18 protein-coding genes and 1 other RNA gene are annotated in these 15,442 nt (G+C 62.0%); 6 read left to right on the forward strand and 13 right to left on the reverse strand.

Features of this window, described 5'->3' with window-relative positions; genetic code table 11:
• Positions 1-10: 10 nt before the first annotated feature.
• The 8 genes from PYH37_RS22910 to PYH37_RS22945 all read right to left on the reverse strand — a co-directional run bounded on the left by PYH37_RS22910 (position 11) and on the right by PYH37_RS22945 (position 6,830).
• Positions 11-1,516 (reverse strand): Do family serine endopeptidase, encoded by a 1,506-nt coding sequence (locus PYH37_RS22910; RefSeq protein ID WP_280733711.1) that lies wholly within the window; start codon positions 1,514-1,516, stop codon positions 11-13.
• 272 nt (positions 1,517-1,788) lie between these two features.
• Positions 1,789-2,175: an ACT domain-containing protein gene (locus PYH37_RS22915; protein ID WP_280733713.1), complete on the reverse strand. Its 387-nt coding sequence runs from the start codon at positions 2,173-2,175 to the stop codon at positions 1,789-1,791.
• A gap of 6 nt (positions 2,176-2,181) precedes the next feature.
• Positions 2,182-2,367 (reverse strand): DUF2065 domain-containing protein, encoded by a 186-nt coding sequence (locus PYH37_RS22920; protein ID WP_280733714.1) that lies wholly within the window; start codon positions 2,365-2,367, stop codon positions 2,182-2,184.
• Between the two features lie 7 nt (positions 2,368-2,374).
• Positions 2,375-3,319, reverse strand: a complete 945-nt coding sequence (gene hflC, locus PYH37_RS22925) for a protease modulator HflC (protein WP_280733715.1) — start codon at positions 3,317-3,319, stop codon at positions 2,375-2,377.
• Positions 3,316-4,404: an FtsH protease activity modulator HflK gene (gene hflK / locus PYH37_RS22930; RefSeq protein WP_280733716.1), complete on the reverse strand. Its 1,089-nt coding sequence runs from the start codon at positions 4,402-4,404 to the stop codon at positions 3,316-3,318. Before hflK ends, hflC begins: the two co-directional genes overlap by 4 nt.
• 194 nt (positions 4,405-4,598) lie before the next feature.
• The gene (locus PYH37_RS22935) at positions 4,599-5,159 is read right to left on the reverse strand and encodes a dihydrofolate reductase (protein WP_280733717.1); all 561 of its coding nucleotides are present in this window, start codon (positions 5,157-5,159) and stop codon (positions 4,599-4,601) included.
• Positions 5,152-5,757 (reverse strand): glutathione S-transferase family protein, encoded by a 606-nt coding sequence (locus PYH37_RS22940; RefSeq protein ID WP_280733718.1) that lies wholly within the window; start codon positions 5,755-5,757, stop codon positions 5,152-5,154. The genes PYH37_RS22935 and PYH37_RS22940 overlap by 8 nt, the downstream gene beginning before the upstream one ends.
• 278 nt (positions 5,758-6,035) lie before the next feature.
• Entirely contained in the window at positions 6,036-6,830 is a 795-nt protein-coding gene (locus PYH37_RS22945) for a thymidylate synthase (RefSeq protein WP_280733719.1), read from the reverse strand.
• A gap of 212 nt (positions 6,831-7,042) precedes the next feature.
• Here PYH37_RS22945 and PYH37_RS22950 point away from each other — a divergent pair, with 212 nt between their 5' ends.
• Complete coding sequence (locus tag PYH37_RS22950) at positions 7,043-7,471, forward strand: gamma-glutamylcyclotransferase family protein (protein ID WP_280733720.1); 429 nt, start codon at positions 7,043-7,045, stop codon at positions 7,469-7,471.
• A gap of 69 nt (positions 7,472-7,540) precedes the next feature.
• On the opposite strand, the gene PYH37_RS22955 is transcribed toward PYH37_RS22950, so the two are convergent.
• The 3 genes from PYH37_RS22955 to PYH37_RS22965 form a co-directional block, all read right to left on the reverse strand.
• Complete coding sequence (locus PYH37_RS22955) at positions 7,541-7,759, reverse strand: hypothetical protein (RefSeq protein WP_280733721.1); 219 nt, start codon at positions 7,757-7,759, stop codon at positions 7,541-7,543.
• 80 nt (positions 7,760-7,839) lie between these two features.
• Complete coding sequence (locus PYH37_RS22960; RefSeq protein ID WP_280733722.1) at positions 7,840-8,082, reverse strand: hypothetical protein; 243 nt, start codon at positions 8,080-8,082, stop codon at positions 7,840-7,842.
• Between the two features lie 11 nt (positions 8,083-8,093).
• Positions 8,094-8,300, reverse strand: a complete 207-nt coding sequence (locus PYH37_RS22965) for a hypothetical protein (RefSeq protein WP_280733724.1) — start codon at positions 8,298-8,300, stop codon at positions 8,094-8,096.
• A gap of 283 nt (positions 8,301-8,583) precedes the next feature.
• Here PYH37_RS22965 and PYH37_RS22970 point away from each other — a divergent pair, with 283 nt between their 5' ends.
• Complete coding sequence (locus PYH37_RS22970; protein WP_280733725.1) at positions 8,584-9,030, forward strand: DUF2267 domain-containing protein; 447 nt, start codon at positions 8,584-8,586, stop codon at positions 9,028-9,030.
• Between the two features lie 127 nt (positions 9,031-9,157).
• On the opposite strand, the gene PYH37_RS22975 is transcribed toward PYH37_RS22970, so the two are convergent.
• The gene (locus tag PYH37_RS22975; protein ID WP_280733726.1) at positions 9,158-9,466 is read right to left on the reverse strand and encodes a DUF2853 family protein; all 309 of its coding nucleotides are present in this window, start codon (positions 9,464-9,466) and stop codon (positions 9,158-9,160) included.
• 142 nt (positions 9,467-9,608) lie between these two features.
• On the opposite strand from PYH37_RS22975, the gene ssrA reads away from it, so the two are divergent.
• From ssrA to PYH37_RS22995, 4 genes are all read left to right on the forward strand, one after another.
• Positions 9,609-9,973: a transfer-messenger RNA gene (gene ssrA / locus PYH37_RS22980) on the forward strand.
• Between the two features lie 207 nt (positions 9,974-10,180).
• Entirely contained in the window at positions 10,181-10,696 is a 516-nt protein-coding gene (locus PYH37_RS22985) for an SspB family protein (RefSeq protein WP_280733727.1), read from the forward strand.
• Positions 10,697-10,715: 19 nt separating this feature from the next.
• Complete coding sequence (locus PYH37_RS22990) at positions 10,716-10,943, forward strand: DUF4169 family protein (RefSeq protein ID WP_280733728.1); 228 nt, start codon at positions 10,716-10,718, stop codon at positions 10,941-10,943.
• 196 nt (positions 10,944-11,139) lie between these two features.
• Entirely contained in the window at positions 11,140-11,373 is a 234-nt protein-coding gene (locus PYH37_RS22995) for a ribbon-helix-helix domain-containing protein (RefSeq protein ID WP_280733729.1), read from the forward strand.
• A gap of 268 nt (positions 11,374-11,641) precedes the next feature.
• On the opposite strand, the gene PYH37_RS23000 is transcribed toward PYH37_RS22995, so the two are convergent.
• The gene (locus PYH37_RS23000; protein WP_280733730.1) at positions 11,642-15,400 is read right to left on the reverse strand and encodes an AsmA family protein; all 3,759 of its coding nucleotides are present in this window, start codon (positions 15,398-15,400) and stop codon (positions 11,642-11,644) included.
• Positions 15,401-15,442 lie beyond the last annotated feature (42 nt).

Raw genomic sequence — 15,442 nt, forward strand, 5'->3', positions numbered from 1 at the left:
GTGCGCCTTGCTATTCCATCCGCACGGTGACGAAGCGCAGTTCGCCGGTCTTGTTGGCGATCATCAGAAGCGCGTTGCGGCGGCCGTCGCCCTTGAGTGCCTCGACGCGCGCCGTGACATCGTCCGGCGAGTCCATCGCTTCCTGTCCAACCTCGACGATCACGTCGCCGGGCGCCACGCGGCGTTCGGCTGCGGCCGAATTCGGCTGAACCTCGGTCACGACAACCCCTTTGACGTCATCCGCGATGCCGAAGCTCTTGCGGCGCTCGGTGTCGAGCACGGCGAGCTTCATGCCGAGCACCATGTCGCTGGCAGGAAGCTTGGCCGCCGGCGGCTCGGTCGGCTTGGTCGCGTCGCCGTTCGGTTGCTGCCCGGGCTGCACAGTTGCGAGCTGTTCGCCATCCTCGAGCCGGCCGAGCGTGACGCGAACGGTCTGCTCCTTGCCGTCGCGAATGATGATCACATCGACCGCTTTGCCCACCGGGCTCTCGCCGACCGCGAGCATGAGATCGCGCATCTCGACGATATCCGTTCCGTCGAACCGAGTGATGATATCGCCCGCCTTGATCTCGCCGCGGGCGATCGGACCGCCCTCGATAATGCCGGAAACGAGCGCGCCGTGCGGAGCCTCCATCTTCAGGCTTTCGGCGATATCGTCGGTGACCGGCTGGATGCGTACGCCGAGCCAGCCGCGCCGCGTCTCGCCGAATTCCTTGAGCTGATTGACGACATTCATCGCGAGCTCCGTCGGCACGGCGAAGCCGATCCCGACCGACATGCCGGTCTGCGAGAGGATCGCTGTATTGATGCCGATTACTTCGCCCTGCATGTTGAAGAGTGGCCCGCCCGAATTGCCGCGGTTAATGGCAGCATCGGTCTGGATGAAACTGTCGTAGGGCCCGGCGTTGATGTTGCGGCCGCGCGCCGAGACGACGCCGACGGAAACCGAGACGCCGAGGCCGAACGGGTTGCCGACCACCATCACCCAATCGCCGATCCTGATCCTGCGCGAGTCGCCGAAGGAAACGGCCTTGAGTGGTTTCTTCGGTTCGACTTTCAGCAGCGCAAGATCGGTCTTGGTGTCGGTGCCGACCAGCTTCGCCTTCAGTTTGGTGCCATCGGAAAGATTGACCTCGATGTCGTCGGCATCCTGGATGACGTGGTTGTTGGTGACGATGAAGCCAGTCGGATCGATGATGAAGCCGGAACCGAGCGAATTGACCGTGCGCGGACGGCCGCCCTCGCCCTGCCCGTTGAAGAATTCGTCGAAGAACTCCTGGTGCGGCGATCCCTCCGGCACCTGGGGCATCGGCGCGTTGTCGTCGCCGCCCTTGACGTTCTGCGAAATGGAAATGTTGACGACGGCGTCGAGAAGCCCCTCGGCGAGATCGGCGACAGATGGCGGGCCGGCAGCCGGCTGAGATGTTGCCGTCTCGGCAAGCGCGGTATTGGAAAGTATCAGTGCCGTCGCGGCCGTCAGCATCAGGCCGCGGAAGAATTCGGGTCGTTTCGACAAGTCGCTAGGCTCCTATCATTCCTCTGCATCACGCCGATCCGGACTGTGGCAATCCGGGATCGTGGGCGTGATCTGTTCCATTCGCTGCGGCGGATTTCCGCCACTCTCACCGTGCGCGCGGAGCCCGCACAGCGATCGATCTTCCCTTCAAGATACGGCGGAATTCCGGAGCGTCCAAACACGATTTTCTGATCGGCTCTACTGCACAATTCCTTGGCTCGGATCAGGCTGAGGGATCCGAGCCAATCGCGCACCCGGAGAGCGGATGGCGTTCAGGCGGTGATCTCGTGCCCATGCTCCTTCAGCGCCTGCACGGCCTTCTCGAGGTCGGATCCGGCGACGAAAACATAATCGGTGCTGAAGGTAGAATTGGCGAAAACGCCTACACCCGCCGCCGAAAGCGGCCGGAGCACCGACGACAGGACGCCCGGTACGTCGAAGCTGAAATGCTGTTCGATACGGAAGCAACGCCAGCCGAGCGAACTCTGCACACTCGACGGAACGCGGGCGGCACGACAGACGAGCGTCATTTCCTCCCGCGAACTGGATACTGTCCAGAACCCCGGCCCCGGCAGCCACTCCGGAATAGCGGATCCGACATTCAGGCGGGTAATGGCATATTCGGCATCGACCAGCCGGATCAGCAGTTTATGTGGCATTTCGCATTATCCTCGAAGCAACCAAACAAGCCCGACGCCAACGGCCACCGATGTGAGTCCGGCCAGTCGGAGCTGACGCTCCGGGACATACGGCAAACGCTTCGCCAATTCTACCAAAACCAAAGGGGCCAGTGCGTACACCAGCCCCTCGATGATCAGGAAAAAAGCGAACCCGGTCAGAAAATCGGACATCGTCCGCTCAATCTCCGGTAGCAGGCGCTGTCGGTGCAGGCGCCGGAGCCGGAGTTTGTGCCGGTTGCTCCGCCCCATTCGCACTGTTGAAATAACGGAAGAATTCCGAATGCGGCGACAAGACCACGGTTGTGTCCGCACTGCCGATCGCCTGCGTATAGGCCGACATCGAGCGGTAGAACTCGAAAAATCCGGGATCGCGCGTGAAGGCATCGGCGAAGATGCCCGTCCGCTGGGCTTCGCCCTCACCGCGAAGGATTTCCGAATCACGTTGCGCTTCGGCGACGATCTCGACCACCTGGCGGTCGGCGATCGCGCGGCGGCGCTGACCCTCTTCATTGCCGCGTGCGCGGATCAGTTCTGCTTCCGCCAGACGCTCGGCCTTCATGCGGTCGTAGGTCTGTTGCGAAACTTCCTGGGTGAGGTCCGTCCGGCGAATGCGCACGTCCTCGATGTTGAGGCCGAGCGATTCCGCGTCGGTCTTGAGGTCCGCTCGGACCTCGCGCATCATCGATGCGCGCTCGTCCGAGAGCGCCGCCTCGAAGCCTCTCAGGCCGTAGACACGCCGCAGCGAAGCGTCGAGACGGGTTCTGAGCCGCGCTTCGGCCGATTCCCGGTCGCCGGAAACCGTTTCGCGGAAGCGGCGGGGATCGGCGATCTTGTAGACCACGAAGGCATCGACCTCGTAGAACTTGCCGCCGGAAACCTGCACGCGAATGTTGTCGAGATCGAAGCGAAGGGCCTGGTCTTCGACATATTGGACGCGGTCGGCGTCCATGAAGGCGAAGGGCAGTTTGAAATAGAGCCCCGGCTGCGTCTTCACGTCGCGGATCTCGCCGAAGCGCACGACGATCGCCTGCTGACGCTCGTTGACGACGAAGACCGATGAATAAACGATCACCAGCACTGCGGCGATGACGATCAGGATGATAGAGCTGCGATTGTTGATCATTGTGCGCCTCCCGACTGCGACGACGGCCTGCCGATTTCAGTGAGCGGCAGATAGGGCAATACGCCCTGGCCGTTCTTCTCGTCGAGAATGACCTTCTTCGATTTGCCGAGAACACCCTGCATCGTCTCGAGATAAAGCCGCTTGCGCGTCACATCCGGAGCCTTTGAATATGCGTCATAGACGGAGATGAAGCGCTGCGCCTCGCCCTCCGCTTCCTTGACAACGCGGTCCTTGTAGGCAGCGGCCTCTTCGCGGATCTGCGCACCCTGGCCACGCGCCTTGCCGAGCACCTGGTTGGCATATTGGTTGGCTTCCTCGACGAAGCGGTCCTCGTCCTGCTCGGCGCGTTGCACCTCGTCGAAGGCATCGGCGACTTCGCGCGGCGGCGCTGCGTCCTCGATCGCCACCGTGTTCACCGAAACGCCGGAGCCATAGGCATCCATCGTCGCCTGAATCGTGTTCTTGACGTCGGCGGCGATCGCCTGGCGATTGTCGCGGAAGATGTCCTGCGCCGGACGGCGGCCGACGACCTCGCGCATGGCGCTTTCGGCTACACGCTGCAGCGTGTCGGAGGGGTTCTCGACGTTGAAGAGATAGGCCTTCGGATCGGTAACCGAGAAGAGCACGGAGAACTGCACGTTGACGATGTTCTGGTCGCCGCTGAGCATCAATCCGGCATTCGACTGGCCCGTGCGGCCGCCGATATTCTGCTGCTGCTCCGTCACCTTGACGATCTCGACGGTTTCGAGCGGCCAGAAGTGATAGTGCAGGCCGGGCATGGAGATTTCCTCCTTCGGCTTGCCGAAGCGCATTTCGACGCCGCGTTCATCCGGTTGAACGGTGTAGATCGAATTGAGCAGCAGGAAACCGACGATCAGGAGACCGATGATGGCTAAGACGCCGCCGTTGAAGCCGCCCGGAACCACATTTTTCAACTGGTCCTGACCGCGCCTTATGATCTCCTCGAGATCCGGCGGGCCGCCCCTGCCGCCGCGCGGCCGGTTGGGCCCTTGGCCCCATGGCCCCTGATTGCCGCCGCCGCCCCACGGGCCACCGCCGCCGCCATTCTGATTGCTCCAGGGCATCAAAACCTCTCTTCAAAGAAAATTCTCTCGCTGAACGCCCCGCAGGCATGCGGCCGGTCACGATGTGAACCCGTTATAGGTATCACATGCATTGCTTTCAACGCGATACGACCGAGTTCACCGTAAATGGGTTAAAATAGTTGCGAGACACGCCATCGGACCAGCCAAGCGCAGCCGGGAGGTGGGGAATGCGCTCATGTCTCGCGCTCGGCGGGTGTTCGGCGTCGCCGCCAGGTGATGAAATGCATCGCGTGGCTGTCCTTCTCGCCGCGCGGCAGATCCTCCTCGAAAACCTTCTCGAAGACGGCCGGGTCGATTTGCGGAAAGCGTGTATCGCCGTCCACCTCCGCCTGCACCTCGGTCACATGCAGCACGTCGGCAAGGTCGATCGACTGGCGGTAGATCTCGCCGCCGCCGATGATGCAGATCTCGTCGGCGCCGATCGCCGCCGCATGTTCCCGCGCCATTTCCAGCGCTCCCTGCAGCGACGGCGCGACCTCGGCTCCTTGCGCCTCGAAACCGGGGGTGCGGCTGATGACGACATTCGGCCGGCCGGGCAGCGGCCTCCCGATCGAGGCCCAGGTCTTCCGGCCCATGACGACCGGTTTGCCGATCGTCAGCGCTTTGAACCGCTTGAGATCGGTCGAAAGCCGCCATGGCAGGTCGCCTCCGCGTCCGATCACGCCGTTCTTCGCGACCGCGACGACGATGACGATCTTAGGTTCGGCTTTTGCTTCAGCCTTCGCTTCAGTCATGGAAACCACTCGGCTTGCTGTCAATTTCGCGCGCCCGGACGAGCGCGGCGCGGTCGGTGACGACGCGGATATAGCGGTCGATGACCTCGCTTTCCGGCAGGATCTTGCGCATCCATTGCAATGCGCTTGCGAGCAGCAGGTCGGCAGCACTCATCCTCTCGCCGAGCAGATAGGTCTGTCGGGTGAGGACGTCGATCACATGCGCGCACATCTCGGTGTAGAGCCTCGCCAGTGCCGGGTTGTTGACCGTCACACCGGAAATATGCGCAAGCGCCGTCGGCTCGATGACACCGGCATAATAGGCGAGCCACGAGAGATAGGCGCCGCGCTCGGGATGACCCGGCGGCCGGCCAAGGCTGCAGTCGGGATAGAGATCGGTCAGATATTGCACGACCGCTGCCGACTCCCAGACCAGAGCTCCATCGTGCAGGAGCGCCGGCACTTGCTTGTGCGGATGCGGGTTGTTTTCGTCCGGTCCGCCCGACCCATCCCAGCGGCGGATATTGACATAGCGGATCTCGTATTCGGCGCCGAGTTCCTCGAGCAGCCAAATGATCCGCGACGAGCGCGACAACGGCGCATGGATCAGCGTTAGCATTGGAAACCTCCCCGTCTTCGCCGGCGCAGGCCGGCTTTCCCGAAGCGTACCGCCGGCTGTCGAAGCCGTGATGCTCCAGTTCGTTATGTGCAGAACATATCGGCCGTACGCGATAATTCCACCCGGACGCCGGATATCGAGCCTCTTTCAGACCCGCACCCGCTCCCTACAGCGCCGTGCGTCTTTTCAGACGCACAAAGATCGCTGTAAAACTTTGAATTGCTGCATGTTTTCATCCTTAAATCGGTTCCGACTTAAGGAAACATGCAGTAGCAGTGCTAAACGGCCACCGGCGCCTTGATATGTGAATCAGCTTCGTAGCCGACGAGCCTAAAGTCCTCGAACTTAAAGGAGAATATATCCTTCACCGCCGGATTGATCTCCATCTTCGGCAGGGCTTTCGGCGTCCTCTTCAGTTGCAGCCCCGCCTGTTCGAAATGGTTGTGGTAGATATGTGCGTCGCCGAGAGTATGGACGAAATCGCCCGGCTTCAGCTCCGTGACCTGCGCCACCATCATCGTCAGCAGCGCATAGGATGCGATGTTGAAGGGTACGCCGAGAAAGATGTCGGCGGATCGCTGATAAAGCTGGCAGGAGAGCTTTCCGTCCGCCACATAGAATTGAAAGAGGCAATGGCAGGGCGGCAGCGCCATCTCGTCCACAAGCGCGGGATTCCATGCCGAAACGATGTGACGGCGGGAATTCGGATTGGTTTTTAAGCCTTCGATAAGCGCCGCGATCTGGTCGACATGGCCGCCGTCCGGGGCCGGCCATGACCGCCACTGATAACCGTAGACGGGACCGAGCTCGCCCGTCTCGTCCGCCCATTCATCCCAGATGCTGACGCCGTTCTCCTTCAGATAGGCGATATTCGTATCGCCCTTTAGAAACCATAGGAGCTCGTAGATGATCGAGCGCAGATGCAGCTTCTTGGTGGTCAGCACCGGAAAACCTTCCGACAGATCGAAGCGCATCTGATAGCCGAAGACGGAGCGCGTGCCGGTGCCGGTACGGTCGCCGCGGTCGGTCCCCGTCGTCATCACATGGTCGAGGAGTTCGAGATATTGCCGCATGGTCCTTCGCCGCCGATTCGCCTGTCCCATGAAAATAGGACGAAGCGCGCGGCGAACCAATGGCGAACGAAAGTTTTCCCGCACTTTGGCTGTCAGCAAAACGCGACTGGAGCGTTGTCGGCGGAAGGCTTGAAACATTGCTGAGAGGAAGCCGCTGGCCTCTCTTACGTATTTGACGGAAACTGACGTCCCCATAAACCGGAGCCTGTCGCTTGAAAGCTGCCTCTGTCCGCGTTTTTGTGTTCGGCACATTGAAGGAAGGCTTTCCACTGCATCGGCGAGGCCTGGCCCAGGCGAAATTCATCGGGCTCTACCAGACGGACAGGAGCTATCCGATGCTGATTGCCGGACCTTGGTTCGTCCCTATGATGTTCTATGAGCCGGGCGTCGGATTTCGCGTCAGCGGCGAGTTATATGAGATCGATTCCGCAAAACTTAGGCAACTCGACCGCCTGGAGTCGACCGGGCGGCCCGGCAATTTCCGGAAGCTTATCCGTATAGTGCCGGCAAGGCCCGGTCCGAGTTGCCAGGCGTTCGCCTATTTCAAAGCCCGATTCCTGGCAGTTCCCGCCCATTCGGGGTATCTCGCTTCCTATCATGACAGGCGCTTCATCCCGCCGTGGCGCCGACCCGCCGTTTGACCGGCCAGGAGCGTTCCGTGACGCGCATGATGACTCCGACCGCTGTTCCCGTACCGGAGTAGCAACCGGTCATTTCGACGGCCGGCGGTTGGCCGCATGATCCTGGTATTGCTCGGTTTTCACCGACTTTGCGTCAAGACCGCGCGCCTTCGAATGCTGAGCCTTGTCGCGATTGGAAAGGACGTCGTGTTCTCCGACCACTCCTTCCTTCATTTGCGTCCGCGCACCGCTGCCGGTGCCCTTACCCTTGTCGGGCTTGCCCATGTTCGTTCGACTGGCGTGAGCCATGGTCATCTCCTTCGCTATTTCTGGAAAGGCGTGCTCCGCAGCAAGTATAGGCTGACGGCAAATGCCTGAGCCTGAACAACTCAGCTACCAGAGCCCTTATGGTGCCTGCTTTCCTGATTTGTGCCCTGCGTGGCGCCACGCTCGTCCGAGTTCTCCGCATCACCACGCTCGACGTCCAGTTTCTGTCCCTTGCGATAAGCCTTCCGCAAGGCATCGGAACGCTGGAGATCAGCTTCCGCATCGAAGTCCTTGCCTGCGTTGGACGTATTCTCGCGGCGTTGAAGCACGCGCTGCTGCTGTTCATGCGTCTTCTTGCCGACCATTGTCGTTTCTCCTACTTGTTCGTTCGACCTCGTTGGTTGGGATTCGCGCCGCCCTGCACCGTGGCGTCGTTGTCCACGTCGCCCTCGATCGTGTTGTCACGCTTCAGGCGTTCATAGTCGCCCGGGCCGCGAATACCCCTAGAACGGCCGATTCCGGGATCCTGTTTCAGGTCCTTGTCACTCGGACGCCGTGTCTTCGGATGTTTGGACGATGTCATCGGACTTCCCTTCCCTATTCTGCCGATCTCGCCTGCCGCTCGGGTCGCGGCTCGGCGCATGTCCTCTGGTTTAACCGATCTCGGCGGTGAATGTTCCGAGATGGCGGGCGTCTCGCAGCGGTGATGCACATCCCTCGCGGAGTTTGCGTTTTGCCCGGTCGCGCAAGCGGCATGTCAGCGCCCGCGAGCACGTTTATCCGCTATCGCGGAAACAATCTTCGCCGATTGCGGTTAGGCCGTGTGAAGACGGTATCGACTTGAAACTGCCAGGGAGGGTGTGACCATGAGCGCGACAGGCCTCGACGTTTTCGACAAGACCCTGCAAACCACCAATATCTGGCTCGGTGAAATCATGGAGCAACACGGGCCGGATCGGAAACTGGCCTGGCACATGCTGAGCGTGGTGCTGCGGGCACTGCGCGATCGACTTCCTCCCGAAGTGGCCGCCCATCTCGGCGCAGAGCTTCCGCTCCTCGTGCGCGGCGCCTATTACGACCAGTTCCGCCCCTTCCATCGACCGGAAAAGGCGACCCGTTCGGTCGACGAATTTCTCGCCATTATCGCGGACGGATTGAAGGACAGCCGCCCGGTCAATCCTGCCGAGGCCGCAAAATCGGTATTTCGGGTTCTGGCGCGGCATATCGACCTCGGCCAGTCGGCAAAGGTGCGCGACACCTTACCGAAAGAGATTCGTGCTCTGTGGCCGGACAGCGTCGGCGCAAGCGAATAGATCACAAGCGTCAACGGAAAAGGATGGGCTTCTTCCGCCTATCCTTTTCCAAAATGGGGCAGGGATCAACGGCCTCGGGCGAGATTACCGCGAACCCAAGGCACTGCCTCGCAAGCCTGAGGGTGAATCAGATCGCCTGGAGCTTTCCGAGCTCCTTGGCCACCAGATAATAAAAGGTGACGCGGGACTTGGAGCGGTCCTCCGCCATGGCCTTTGCCGTGGCGGCAATTGCAACGTCCGCCTCCGCGCCTCCGATACCGAGCTTCTTCTCGCACCATTTTTCCCTGACGCGCTCTAGTTCCTTCGGGTCCGTGGCCGAGACGAGGGCGGAATCCTTATTGCGAAGGGCAATGCCGAGATGGCGGACGATCTTGTTGACAACTGCTTCGTCGGCGCCGCTGTCGTATTTCTGCACGTCTGCGAGATAATCAGTCATGATGCCTCCACTAGATCACAGGCCGCCGCTCTCCTCGCGAGTTGCGTGCAGCAGGCGGAGTTTTTCACGCTTTTCGGGTATGTCAAGCGTTTCGAGGGCGATCGTGCAAGCGGTGCCGGGTCCGTCATTTTCCTCTTCCGGGCCCCTTTTCTTGGGTGCGGGAAAGACCTATATGACACCTGCCGTCTTCGGGCGGCTATGGCAATAAACGGGCGATGCAATAAACCCATTGGACCCGGGGGCGGTACCCGGCGCCTCCACCAAAAACCGGCCGCAGTGGTTTCAGGCCGGCTTTTGATGGGGGCGAAATAGGATCGACAAGGGTGTAAAGATCGACTTTTTGCCCGGCATTGTACCACCGTTATCGGGCTAAACTAGTAGTTGCAAACGACAACTATGCTGAAGCACGTCTCGCTGCCTAACGGCGGTGCGACACTTCAAATCAAGTCCTTCCGGGTAGCACCGTAAGGCGGGGTCCGAAGGCACCTGGCAACAGAAGCCTTCACCTTCTCCCCTGTCGTGAAATGGTCTATAGATGCCTCAATAATTGACTCGTCATAAATGGGCGGGCAATGAAGGAGCATATCGACGGCGCCACACCTCACCTCGGCGCAAACGTCGCTACAGCGCCTTAAGTTGCTGCATGATTTTACAAATCGATTCCGGTTCGGCGAATCGTGCGGTAGAGTGAGTTTGAAGATAGACGGGGATTTTATGGGCCAGGACCACATACGCTACGACATTTTGGCGCAGGACGCGCTTCGCGGCGTCATTCGCAAGGTTTTGGCCGAGGTCGCCGCAACGGGTCATCTGCCCGGCGACCACCATTTCTTCATCACTTTCCTCACCGGCGCGCCGGGCGTTCGCATCTCGCAGCACCTGAAGGCAAAATACCCCGAACAGATGACGATCGTCGTCCAGCACCAGTTCTGGGAGCTGAAGGTTTCCGAGATCGCCTTTGAGATCGGCCTGTCCTTCTCCGACACCCCCGAGAAACTGGTAATCCCGTTCAACGCGGTCCGCGGCTTCTACGATCCTTCCGTCAACTTCGAGCTGGAGTTCGACGTGGCCGCCAGCGAGGATGAAGAGGCGGAATCGGCGGAGATCACCGCCTATCCGGTCAGCGAAACCGATGACGAGCCTGCCGAGAAGAGCAACGAGAAGTCTGGCGAGCAGAAGAACGGGGGCGGCTCCGTCGTCTCTCTCGACTCCTTCCGCAAGAAAAATTGAGCGGCAGGGAGACGCGGATATGACCGGCGACGTCGTCAATCTGCGCCAGTTCCGCAAGCGGCAGTCCCGCGCCGACAAGGAAAGGCGAGCCGAACAGAACCGCATCTCCTTCGGCCGCACCAAGGCGGAAAAATCCCTGACCAGCGCCTTGAACGAAAAGGCAGCGAAGACCCTCGATCAAGGCCAGCTAGAGACGCAGCCCGCCAAAGCTTCCGGCGAAGCCCCGCAGGACGGGGAAAAGACCTGATCCGCTGCACTACAGCGCCGTGCGTCGTTTCAGACGCACAAAGATCGCTGTAGTACTTTGATTTGCTGCATATTTTTGTCCTTAAATCGCCTCCGGTTTAACAAAACATGCAGCGGGAAACGATTCCGCCGCAAGGACTTGAAGCGGTTTGCGGATTCGCAATGCCAGCCGCCTGATTCGATTTGTGAGGACACGGATGATCGTCAAGCATTCGGCGACATTGCACGGACACCGCACCAGCTTTTCGCTTGAAGAGCCGTTCTGGCAGGAGCTGAAGTCGATCGCCAGAAGCCGCAACATGCCGCTTGCCCGGCTGATCGCCGAGGTCGACGACGGGCGCGGCACGGACGGAAACCTTTCCTCTGCCCTGCGGGTCTATGTGCTCGCCTGGGTCAAAGCGCACGCGGAAGGCGGCCGGCACTCCATATAGGGCAGGATGAGAAAAACGTGCGCGACCTTCGGCCCCGCATCCCCGTCTCAACCTGTTAGAATCGGCTGTAATCATCGTGGTTTCGGAGCGGGATCAGCCGTGTTTCCGCCCTTCACCCGGCCCTCTCCGACAGGCGGGAAGAGGGCGTTTTGCCATCGGCGCTTGCCGCTTGTCTCCTTCGCCCCGTCGAAACTGGGAAGGTAGCCGGCAGGCGGATGAGGGCCCGATGCGGGCAACAACCGCTCACTTCACCCGTCGGTCAGAGCGTTCATTGCACCGTGATGTCAGGCAGCATGTCGAAATTCAGGCCCTGCCCCGTCGGGCCGGAATTCTGGCCCGTTGCACTGCCACCGGACGGCGGCAGTTCGTCGCCGCGCTGCGGTGGGTTCGCAGGCATTTGCCGTTGCCCCTCGTGGCGAGGCGGAAGCTGCCGAAGCCGCAGGCGCAATTCCTCGGCCGCACGCCGCTCTGCGGCTGCCCTCGCCTCTGCCTCCGCCTTCATGCGCGCCGCCTCGGCGGCGGCGGCCTGGCGTCGACGCTCCTCGGCGATCGCCCTCAGCCGTTCGGTCTCCCGCTCGACAGCGCGCGCCTTGTAGAGTGCGACCTCGCGGCGCAGACGCTGCTTCTCCAGGACATTCGCCTGCAGCGTCTCGACGCGGCGCCGCTCCCGCTCGAAAGCCCTGAGCGATAAGAAGTTCGACAGGTCGGTGACGTCGACCGTCACGCCCGGTGCGGCGAGAAGCCCGGCATAGCCGAACTGCACCCGCGGCTCGGCTCCGGCAAGCGCGTCCTCGCCCGGCCGGAAGGTCAGATCTATGGTGCCGCTCATACGCCCCGCCGGAAGATCGAACGAAGCCTCGGCGGAAAACGCGGCATTGCCGTCGCCCGCCGCCACGTTCTGTACCCTGACCGTTCCGCCGGCGATGCTGAAAGGCACTTTGACGGCGCCGACAACCGATTGCCCGGTGAAGAGCACATTTTCCGCCGCTTTGCGGATCGCATCCGGCGAAATTTCCGTCTTCAGCGCATCGGCTGCCGCCATGAGCTGCGGCAGCGCCGCAGTGTTGATGCCGTTGAGCGTCACGCCGTTGAATGTCGCCGTTCCTGAGCCACTCACCGAATGCGCCATCGTCTCCGGCGTCGCACCCGATGCTTCCATGGCAACCGCCAGGTCGAATTTGCCCGTCGCCGCCGGTCCGCTCCCTCGCGCCCATCCGGCGGCCGCCAGATCGCCGCCCTTGAGGTCGATACGCGAGCGCAGGAAGCCCGAGCCATTGGCATTGCCAAGCTGCAGCCGCCCTTCGAGCTTGCCCCCGAGCCAGTCTCCGGTTGCCTCGCTAAGCGCAAGCTCGTCGCCTTTCCACTCGAGCTTCCCGGCAAAGTCGGTCACGGCGCCGTAGACGCCCGGCCAGAAGCGCTTCGCCTTCACGTTTAGAGCGACGTCGAGACCGGTCCAGGCCGGCTGCGCGACCGGTGCCATCGAAAGTCCGCCGATCGAAGCGTCCCGGACCTGCCCGAGGACGCCCTCGCCGAGCCACTCGAGGTCGAGCGTGTCGAGCGCGAGTTCGCCTTCCGCCTTGCCTGGCACCTTGCGGTCGATCGAGAGCTCGCCGGCAAAGCCGTTCTGGTCGACCTTGCCCTCGGCAGCAGAGATGGCGATCCTCTCGGGATCGGCCGCGATGTCGGCCGTAAGCGTCACCGGCAATCCGCTGCCCATCTGCGGCAGGGCGATCCCCTGCAACAGCAGGTACGGTTCGAAATCCTCCGTCTGCAGCGTCAGCTTCCCTTGCCCTTCGAGATAGTGCTCACGTGAGAGATCGAATTCACCCTTGGCGGCAAGCGACGTCTCTTCGGTCGTGAAGGTCAGCGCGCCATTCGCCTTCGATCCGTCCGTGCTTTGCAGCTTGACGGCGAGGATGCCGTTGTCGTCCGCATCGAAGGGCAGCGGGTCGAGCCCGGCCTGTCCGATGAGAACCGGCGTCTGCCCATTTTCAAGCGTCGCTTCCAGCAGCATGCCCTTGCCGGCGAGCGCCTGGGCGATGTCGGGCGCCTGGTAGCTGGCTGCGATCTTGCTGCCGTTGGCGGTGCCGATGACGCCGAATGTGACGGGCGCATTGCCGTCCTTGCTTCCGGCCGTCAACGTCACGTCGAAGGCGGCATCCGAGTAATAAGGCCCGGCTTTGATGAGCCGCTCCAGCGCCGGATGGGCAACCGCATGCCGCCCGATCATTTCGAGAAAGGGCGTGAGCTCGTTGGCGGCGAGCTTCATTTTCGCCGAGACCACCGGCTTTTCGAACCCGCCGCTCATCCGGCCGGAGAAAGCGAGCTGGGCGCCGGAAAGCGCGCCGATCGCCACCCGCTCCGCCTGCAATTGCCCATTCTTGATAGTAAGCACCGCCTGCACGTCGCGCGCCTCCTCGCCAAAGGCGGAAAACGCGTCGGCCGAGAGGTCGGCGGCGATGGCGTGTTGCAGCAGCGTCCCGGTGGAGGCGTCGCCGGCGACGAGACCGGCGAGCGCCTGGAGCGCCTCCAGATCGATGCGGTTGCCCTTGAGCTGCAGCGAAAGGCTCGGCTGCTGATCTGCAAAGGACTGGCGCTCGATCCTGCCCTTGAGCGTCGCAGGGCCGGCCGCCACTTCCAGGCTTTCGAACTGTTGCAGCGTATCCGTCAGATTGACGGTTGCAGCGAAGCCGGCCGTTTTCAGCTTGCGGATAGCCGGATCGACCGATCCCGCCAGCCAGTTGGCCAATCCCGAGGGCTGGTTCGAGGCAATGACGATGTCGCCGCGGAAAGTGCGCTGGCCCTTGAGGTTCAGCCGGCCCTTCGCTTCCAGTTGCGTTCGGCCAGGCAGCAGCGCCACGGCGTTGTCGACCACCCAGCCGGCTCCGTCGGGCTTCACATCGAGGCGCACGTCGCGGACGGTGGTGTCGCCGATGACGATTGCCGGAAGCTTCAAGCTCGCGCGGCCGGGCACCTGGGGAATCGGAATGTCGGCGGCGATCGCCATCATCGCTTCCACCCGCTGGCGCAGCGATATCGCCGGGTCGCGGCCAGTCTTGCCGTCCCGGCCGGAATTGCCGATGCGGCTGACATCGATCTGCTGACCGTCGGCGATCAGCAGGAACCTCTGGTCCTTGCCGGTGTCGAGCGTTGCCTCGCCGGTGACGATATAGGGATCGTCCGGCGGGCCGACTTCGAAGTGATATTCCGGCACGCGGATGCTCTCGTTGGTGAGCTGGAATTCGCCGTTGATGCGCAGGCCACCGCCGGTCTTCGCTTCCTCCGCCGGCCGATTTTCCGTGAGCGTGAAGCGCCCGCCATAGACCGGCCTGAAATCGACCACCTTGAGATCGCCCTCAAGCTCCACGCCGAAGGGCCGCTTGTCCGGCGTGAGCCGCGCCCGAAGGCTGAGTGCCCCCTCTTCGTTCACCTCGTTGCTCGAAAAGGAGAAGCTGCCCGCTTCGCCGTCGAGCACTGCGCGACCCTCGATTTTCCAAGGACCGGCAAGCGTGCGCGCCGAAAGGTCGGCGGAAAGATCACTGATCCGCCGCGTGCGGCCAGTCTGTTCGTCGACGAACTCGATTTCGCCATCGGCGATCTCGACGTTTTCGAGCATCACCGTCTTCGCCGGTATCGCCGCCCGCGGTCCGCGCGCCCAATCGAGCGTGCCGTCCGGCTGCAGCCGAATCCGCGCCCTAGGCTGTTCAAGCCGCATGTCGAAGATCAGCGCTTCGCCGCTGAGGAACGGCGCGAGCTCCGCGCTCATCGAGAATTGCGCGACCTGGATCAGCGGCACGCCGCCGTCCGCCGACCCGACGCGCACGTCTTTGAGCGTCACCGTTGGGAATGGAATGAGCCGCGCGTCGACGCTGCCGTGCACGACAACCGGCTTGCCCATGATGCGGCTCGCCTCACGCTCGAAGTCCTTCCGGAAGTCGGTCCAGTCGATGAACAACGGTGCAATCAGCGCCGCAAAGAGCGCGACAACCAACAGGCCGCCGATGGTAACCAGAATTCGCGCCAGCACCGTGTCACATTCCCATCAGTTTCATTCGCCCCTGTTGGCGGA

Source organism: Sinorhizobium numidicum (assembly GCF_029892045.1).
Lineage (GTDB): Bacteria > Pseudomonadota > Alphaproteobacteria > Rhizobiales > Rhizobiaceae > Sinorhizobium > Sinorhizobium numidicum.